This is a genomic window from Streptomyces sp. (assembly GCF_036566765.1).
Lineage (GTDB): Bacteria > Actinomycetota > Actinomycetes > Streptomycetales > Streptomycetaceae > Streptomyces.
In genome coordinates this window covers 1-6,674 of record NZ_DATCVQ010000090.1, presented here as the reverse complement: position 1 = coordinate 6,674, position 6,674 = coordinate 1, and the positions used below count along the sequence as shown (strand labels likewise).

Annotated in this window: 8 protein-coding genes and 1 pseudogene; 3 read left to right on the top strand and 6 right to left on the bottom strand. The window is 68.7% G+C overall.

The features are described from left to right. Positions 1–433: 433 nt before the first annotated feature. The gene (locus tag VIU94_RS04930) at positions 434–637 is read left to right on the top strand and encodes a cold-shock protein (protein WP_331907913.1); all 204 of its coding nucleotides are present in this window, start codon (positions 434–436) and stop codon (positions 635–637) included. A 176-nt stretch (positions 638–813) separates the two neighbouring features. On the opposite strand, the pseudogene VIU94_RS44610 reads toward VIU94_RS04930, so the two are convergent. From VIU94_RS44610 to VIU94_RS04920, 3 genes and pseudogenes are all read right to left on the bottom strand, one after another. After that, positions 814–1,059: pseudogene (locus VIU94_RS44610) on the bottom strand (peptidase inhibitor family I36 protein); the annotation flags it as partial. Next, the gene (locus tag VIU94_RS04925) at positions 1,056–1,781 is read right to left on the bottom strand and encodes an SDR family NAD(P)-dependent oxidoreductase (protein WP_331907911.1); all 726 of its coding nucleotides are present in this window, start codon (positions 1,779–1,781) and stop codon (positions 1,056–1,058) included. The gene VIU94_RS04925 and the pseudogene VIU94_RS44610, both read right to left, overlap by 4 nt. Continuing rightward, positions 1,778–2,377 carry an SgcJ/EcaC family oxidoreductase gene (locus tag VIU94_RS04920; RefSeq protein ID WP_331907909.1) on the bottom strand — a complete coding sequence of 200 codons (600 nt, stop codon included), beginning with the start codon at positions 2,375–2,377 and terminating at the stop codon, positions 1,778–1,780. Before VIU94_RS04920 ends, VIU94_RS04925 begins: the two co-directional genes overlap by 4 nt. 62 nt (positions 2,378–2,439) lie before the next feature. On the opposite strand from VIU94_RS04920, the gene VIU94_RS04915 reads away from it, so the two are divergent. After that, complete coding sequence (locus VIU94_RS04915; RefSeq protein WP_331907907.1) at positions 2,440–2,973, top strand: MarR family winged helix-turn-helix transcriptional regulator; 534 nt, start codon at positions 2,440–2,442, stop codon at positions 2,971–2,973. A 194-nt stretch (positions 2,974–3,167) separates the two neighbouring features. Here VIU94_RS04915 and VIU94_RS04910 read toward each other — a convergent pair whose 3' ends face one another. Both VIU94_RS04910 and VIU94_RS04905 read right to left on the bottom strand, forming a co-directional pair. Continuing rightward, positions 3,168–3,488 carry a hypothetical protein gene (locus VIU94_RS04910; protein ID WP_331907905.1) on the bottom strand — a complete coding sequence of 107 codons (321 nt, stop codon included), beginning with the start codon at positions 3,486–3,488 and terminating at the stop codon, positions 3,168–3,170. A gap of 78 nt (positions 3,489–3,566) precedes the next feature. After that, the gene (locus tag VIU94_RS04905) at positions 3,567–4,181 is read right to left on the bottom strand and encodes a TetR/AcrR family transcriptional regulator (protein WP_331907903.1); all 615 of its coding nucleotides are present in this window, start codon (positions 4,179–4,181) and stop codon (positions 3,567–3,569) included. A gap of 125 nt (positions 4,182–4,306) precedes the next feature. On the opposite strand from VIU94_RS04905, the gene VIU94_RS04900 reads away from it, so the two are divergent. Next, positions 4,307–5,359, top strand: coding sequence for an oxidoreductase (locus tag VIU94_RS04900; RefSeq protein ID WP_331907901.1), 1,053 nt, complete (start codon positions 4,307–4,309; stop codon positions 5,357–5,359). Positions 5,360–5,583: 224 nt separating this feature from the next. Here the strand turns inward: VIU94_RS04900 and VIU94_RS04895 are convergent, their stop codons facing one another. Beyond that, positions 5,584–6,663 (bottom strand): sensor histidine kinase, encoded by a 1,080-nt coding sequence (locus VIU94_RS04895; RefSeq protein ID WP_331907899.1) that lies wholly within the window; start codon positions 6,661–6,663, stop codon positions 5,584–5,586. Between the last annotated feature and the right edge of the window lie 11 nt (positions 6,664–6,674).

Genomic DNA, 6,674 nt, shown 5'->3' with positions numbered 1-6,674 from the left:
TCGACCAAGCAGATCTTGGCGAGGTCAGCGATGCGGGCGGCGTCTTCAGGGGCGATCCGCCCGCGGCTGCGTGTGGTGGAGCACTTGGACGCTCCCCTGGCTCGGCCCCCGCGACGGGCGGAGGACGCTGTTCTCGCCAGGGGCCGCATACCCTGCCCTCGCGCCGGGTGCTCCCGCCGGCGTGTGCCGAGGCGAACGTGGCCGTTGCGATTCGGTGTGCCCGCGAGCCACATTCCAGGGGGTGGCACGTCGCCGTTTGCTCTGGTGACAGGGTGCGCAGGCATGTAACGTCTCTGTCAGCTGTCGTGGTTCGGACCTCCCATTGCCCACGCCCTAGGTGTGGGCGTTTTGCTGTGCTGTGCTGCAGGGACCAGGGCGATCACCTCCGCCTTCCACATGGGTGGGAGGCGTTCATCGACTGGAAGGCATGGCTATGGCTACGGGCACTGTGAAGTGGTTCAACGCGGAGAAGGGCTTCGGGTTCATCGCCCAGGACGGTGGCGGCCCGGATGTGTTCGCCCACTACTCCGCGATCAACTCCTCGGGCTTCCGTGAGCTCCAGGAGGGCCAGACGGTCACGTTTGACATCACCCAGGGCCAGAAGGGCCCGCAGGCGGAGAACATCAACCCCGCCTGACCTTCGCACCTCTGCCTGCGTCGACGCGACTTCGTCGGTTCGGCGAGCGGATCACCCGCAATGCACGTCGAGGGCCGCCCTGCACAGGCTGGGTGGCCCTCACGTGTGCTTGGCGACAATAGCCGCCCGACACCGGGATGTTTCGGCTGCCCAGAACGGACCGACCGAGCGGCGCCCCTGCAGTAGGCCCGCTCGTACAGACCTGCCCAGTCGTCGGAACCGTTGGCCACGGAGCTGATCTTGTTCTGCCACTCGACGCCGTGCGCCTGCGCCGGCTTCTCGAAGGTGTACGAATCCGTGGCGCCTTGGCCGCTGGGCTCGCTGTAGACACACAGCGTGCGGTCGGTGCAGCCCGGCCAGTCGACGGCACAGACCCGATCGTCGCGGACCGCCCTGCTTGGTTGGAACGGCCCCGCCCTCAGCCTTCGGCGAGGAGGCGGAGGCCCGTCCTACGTGGGATGAGGCGGGCGACCGTGGTGAAGAGGGTGTTCGCGCGGCCGGAGGCGACAGTGGGGTGGCGTCGTTCGCGCAGGGCGGTGAGGGCAGTGGCGGCGACCGCCTCCGGTGACTGGACCAGGGCGGACGGGGTATCCGCGTGGAGCCCGGGACGGGTGGTGGTCGGGCCGGGGCACAGGCCCAGCACGTAGACGCCGTGCGCTTTCTGCTCGTACCAGAGGGCCTCGGAGAAGGACGTGACGAAGGCCTTGGTGGCGCTGTAGACCGCCTGGTCGGGCTTGGGCGTGAAGGCGAGGGTCGAGGAGACGTTGACGAGGGCGGCTCCGGGGCGGGCGGCAGCGAGGAACGCGTGGGCGAGCGTGACGACTGCCTCGCAGTTGAGGCGGATCGCCGCCTGGACCTGATCGAGGTCGGAGCTTGCGAAGGATCCTGAGTGGCCGAGGCCGGCGTTGTTGACCAGGAGGTCGTAAGGCCGTGCCTTGAGTGCGGCGGTGATGTCGCGGAGGCCCGATGGTGTAGCGAGGTCGGCAGTCAGGTAGTCGTGTGGGCCGTCAAGTTCCTCCATGAGGGACTTCAGGGCTTGTTCGGTGCGGGCCACGGCGGTGATCGTGTGGCCGTCGGCGGCCAGGGCATGGGCGAGGGCGCGGCCGATGCCCTTGGTGGCGCCGGTGATCAGGGTGCGGGTCACTTCTCCGCCTGCGGCGCAGTGGCGGGCGAGTAGAGGAAGGAGAACCGTTCCATCACGTTCTGACGCCGGGTGTTGTGGAAGGCAGCGATCCGCCAGGTGGCGTCGGCGTCGCGGACCAGGGTGTACGTCTGAACCTTCGAGAGTTCGTCGGCTCCGGGCTTGCTACCGGTGTAGTCGTCGCCGCGGCCCGTGAGGAGGACGACGTCCTTGCCGAGGAACCGCATGTCGAGGTACGCGGCGGCGAGCTTGCTGCCCTTGACGAAGTCGTTGAAGAGCGCCCGGTGGCCCTCGGTGATGTCGGGGCGACCCTCGTAGTGACTGCCTATGTACGTGGTGTAGGTGGCGTTCTCAGTGAACTGGCGGCCATATGCGTCCGCGTCACCGTGCCCCCAGGCGGCGGTGAGGGCGTCGAGGGTGGCGCAGACGGCCTCACCGTCGCGGCGGTCGGCGTCGGCCGGGATCGTGTCGGTGCAGGCTTCGACGCCGGTGCGCTGCACCTCGGAGGTGGCGTCGAGATAGACGTACGCGCCTCCGACGCCGAGAGCGAGGACGGCGACGGTGGCGAGGGTGGTGCGCTTGACGACCTTGGCGTTCATGGCGATGCCTTTCGATCGGTCCGGGCGGGCAGGTGGCGACTGCCGCCGCATTGGCTACACTTGTGCAGCAACTGCACGCATGCATTATCTGCACACATGCAGATATTAGGCAAGGGGACGATGTGTCGACGGCGGAACGGGACGACCGGCGGGCGATCTTTCGCGAGTACATCGATGCCGTGGGCCTGCACGGCATGGCCGGCGCGGAGGCGGCGGGCCTTCAGGCGTCCGAGTGGTACGCCCTCAGTCGCATCACCCTGGCGGGCGGGCTCACCTCGGGCGAACTCGCGGCCGGGACGGGCCTCACGACAGGCGCGACGACGCGGCTGATCGACCGGCTGGAGCGTGCGGGGTACGTTCGCCGCGCCGCGGACCCCGGCGACAGGCGCAAGGTCGTCGTGGAGGCCGTACCCGACGCACTGTCGGAGGTCGAGGCGGTCGTGGCACCGGCGCGGCGACGGATCGCGGAGGTGCTCGCCTCCTACACCCCGGAGCAATTGGACCTGATCTTTGACTACTTCACCCGGGCGGCTCCGGCGTTCCGGGCCGCGACGGAGGAGATCCGGGCAGCGACGCGAGAGCGCAAGGAATCTTGAGCAGTGTCTGGAGCGTCATGCTCATCCTCAGCGAAGTCCACGGAGCCGAGAACGTACGCTCGTCGTCTGGTTCCACTGACTCATGACACTGACTCATGACCGAGCATCCACTCGGCCAGACGGGCCGACTACGGCGCTCAGTCACATCACAGCCGTTCGGGCGCTGCACCCGCTCCGCGACGGGGCGGTGAACGTCAGGGATTCAGCCTGCGCATGGGCGCCCGGTCCAGTATCTCGATGTACATGATCCGGCCGCGCACGACGTCGAGGACCAACATGCCCTTCGAAGGCAAGAGCGGCACGCACCGGTGGCCCTCGCCGTACGGCTTCCCCTTCTGGTGCACCGCCGTGTGGATGCTCTGACAGAAGTCGTCGCCACAGTCGCACATGGCGACCAGACGCACATCCTGCACGCAGATTGCCAACTCGTGCTCTCCCTCGTCTTCCAAGAGGGTGGTGAGCTCGCCAATGAGGTCGGGGAAGGCGTCACGAACGAGGGGATGGTCCTGCTCCATGCAGGGAGGGTAGTCGCAGCGGCACACCAAGTCCGTTATGGGCCAGATCCGGGTCAGGGAGTACGCCCCCGCGTCCGATCAAGCCGCCGGCAGCGCGCCCGCGTGTGCAGCGGCCAGCGCTACGCGGACCGCCTGGCCTGCGGTCGTCTCATCGACACGTTCACCGGTGAACGCGAGCCGGAAGTAGATCGGCGCGACGAGGGTCTTGAGGAGCTCGGTCGAGTTGGTGTCCGGGGGTAGTTCGCCGCGTTCAACGGCTCGGGTGACGACAATCTCCGCTCGCCGGAACCGGTCGCCGAAGACCGCGTCTTTGACCTCGGCAAGCTTCGGGGTGCGACCGGCCTCCGCAAGGACGGTGGCGAGCAGGGCCTGGCCTGCTTCCGAGGTCATCGTGGTGACCACGGAACAGGCCAGCTCACGCAGATCGCTCTCGACCGCCCCGGTGTCGGGGATCGGGACCTCCACGGCGAAGTGCTTGGTGAGCGCGTCTGCGACAAGGCTGTCCGAGTCCTTCCAGTTCCGGTAGATCGTCGTCTTGTGCACTCCCGCCCGCTGGGCGACGCCATCGACCGTCATCGCCGCGTAACCCCCCTTCGTCAGCTCGGTGATGGTCGCTGCCAGAACGACGGCGCGCATCTTGTCACCCCGCCCGACGGCGCGGGCGCGCTGCGGGGATGACGCAGCAGACTCCATTGCAACTCCTCGTTGCGTTGAGGACGGATGTGAGACATGCTCAGGCTATCGCAACTACCAGTTGCAATGGAGTTGGGCTCGCTCAGCCCTGCCGACACTCTTGACCACGACGGAACGAGACCCCCATGACTGACGACTCCCTGGCGACCGCCTCGGCCTCACCTCGCGACCGCGCCGCAGCGGTCGCACACGCTGCGGACCATCGCCCCAATCGCCCGTTATCGCGAGCGGTTCAGCGGTCGAGGTGGACGCCGGCTGCCATCCCCGACCAGTCGGGACGGCTGGCCGTCGTCACCGGCGCCAACAGCGGCATCGGCTACGCAACCGCCCGTGAACTCGCCCGCCACGGCGCCCATGTCGTCCTGGCCTGTCGCAACCCCGAGCGCGGACAAGCCGCCCTGGAGCGACTGCGGGGCGAAGTGCACGGCGCCCGAGCCGAACTGCGTTCACTCGACCTTGCCGACCTGAGATCCGTCCGCAGCTTCGCCGAAGGCTGGGACCATGACCGGCTCGATCTCCTGGTCAACAACGCCGGCGTCGCGATGGTGCCGTTCTCCCGGACCGCCGATGGCTTCGAGTCGCAGTTCGGCATCAATCACCTCGCAGGATTCGCGCTCACCGGTCTGCTCATGCCTCATCTGCTTGCCGCCGCCGACCCGCGCGTGGTGACCGTCAGCAGCGAGGGGCAGCGATTCGCTCGCTTCGACAGGGCCAACCTCAATGCCGAACGCCGCTACCGAGCAGCGTTCGCCTACGTACAGTCCAAGCGGGCCAACCTCTACTCCGCCATGGAACTGCAGCGGCGCGCTGACGGGGCCGGGCTTCGGCTGCGCAGCATGGCCGTCGCCCCAGGCCTCACACGCTCCAACGTGCTCACCGGCGGCGCCAACGGCACAAGGGGCCGCGCCTACAGGGCTCTCACGCGCGCGCTCGTACGCATCGCCTTCCGCCCCGCAGCGGAGGGCGCCAAGACCTCTCTGTACGCCGCGACCGTCCCCGACCTGCCCGGCGGGAGCTACGTCGTGCCCGACGGGCCCTTCCAACTCCGCGGCGAGCCGACGCTCCGCAGCCGGGAGCGCGCCATCGAGGACCCCGCCACAGCCCAGTGGCTGTGGGCGTTCTCGGAACAGCTGACCGGCGTGCGTTACCCGCTGTCTGACCCGGCATCCCGTGGATGAGCAGTTCTGAGAGACCGCGGACGCCTACCGGACTTCGTCCGGTTTCCGTCGACCGGCGCGAGCGACCCGACCGGCCTGCTCGTGGCCGTGCCCAAGGTGGTTGGGTGCAGCGGTCGGGAGGCCCGTCATCGGGAAACGCCGGAACCCCGCATGATCGGCCGGCCACCGTACGCACATGCCGCGCTGCCGAACGCGGCATGTGAGGGGCCCGCTCGCGGCGATGCCTACGGCGTGCCGGGAAGCCGGACCGTGATGCGGAGACCGCCGTCCGGGCGGGGGACGAGGTCGAGGGTCCCGTCGTGGGCGCGGACGATGCTGTGCACGATGGCCAGGCCGAGACCGACGCCGGCGTGCTCGTCGGTGCGTACGCGTTCCGTTCCGCGCTGGAAGGGTTCGGTGAGGGTCGGTACGAGTTCGGGTGGGAGCCTACGGCCCGTGTTCTCGATCCGGAGCACGCTCGTGTCGCCGTGCGCCTCGGTGTGGACCGTCACGGTGCCGCCGGCGGGGAGGTTGTGGACGATGGCGTTCTGGACGAGGTTCGTCGCCATCCGCAGCAGGAGCTCCGCGGAGCCGCTGGTCGGGGCCGCCCCGCCGGTGACATCGAGCGTGATCCGGCGCTGTTCGGCGTGGGGAAGCAGTGTTTCGGCGGCTTCTTCGGCGATGAGGGAGAGGTCGACGCTCTCGCGGGTGAAGTTTCCGCGGTCGCCGCGGCTGAGCAGCAGGAGGGCCTCGGTGAGGTCGATCGCCCGCTTGTTGACGGCGTGCAGGCGTTCGATGAGTTCGCCCCGGACTCGCGTGGGATCCTTGCGGGCGACGTCGAGCAGTGTCCGCGAGATCGCCAGCGGGGTGCGCAGTTCGTGGGAGGCGTTCGCGGCGAACCTCTGCTGCTCGGCGACGTGCGACTCGAGTTGTTCGACCATGGTGTCGAACGCGTCGGCGAGTTCACGGAATTCGTCCTGACGGCCCTCCATGTGGATCCGATGGGACAGCGATCCCGTCCCGGCCGTCCGTGCCGCGGCCGTGATCCGTGTGAGCGGTGCGAGCATCCGGCCGGCCAGGATCCATCCCCCGACGAGGCCGAACACGAGCAGGAAGGCCATCGCCACGGCCGCGGCGGGGAAAAAGGTACGCACGAGGAGGTAGCGGTTGGGCGAGACCCCGAGAAGGCCCTGCTGGTTGTCGGGTACGTAGCGCAGCAGGAACCCCCACACCACGGCCAGCAGGAGAGCGCCGGCGACCGCGAGGAACCCGGCGTAGCTGAGGGTGAGCTTCAGTCGGGCGCTGAGCCCTGGGCGTCTAGGCATGCGTACGGCCG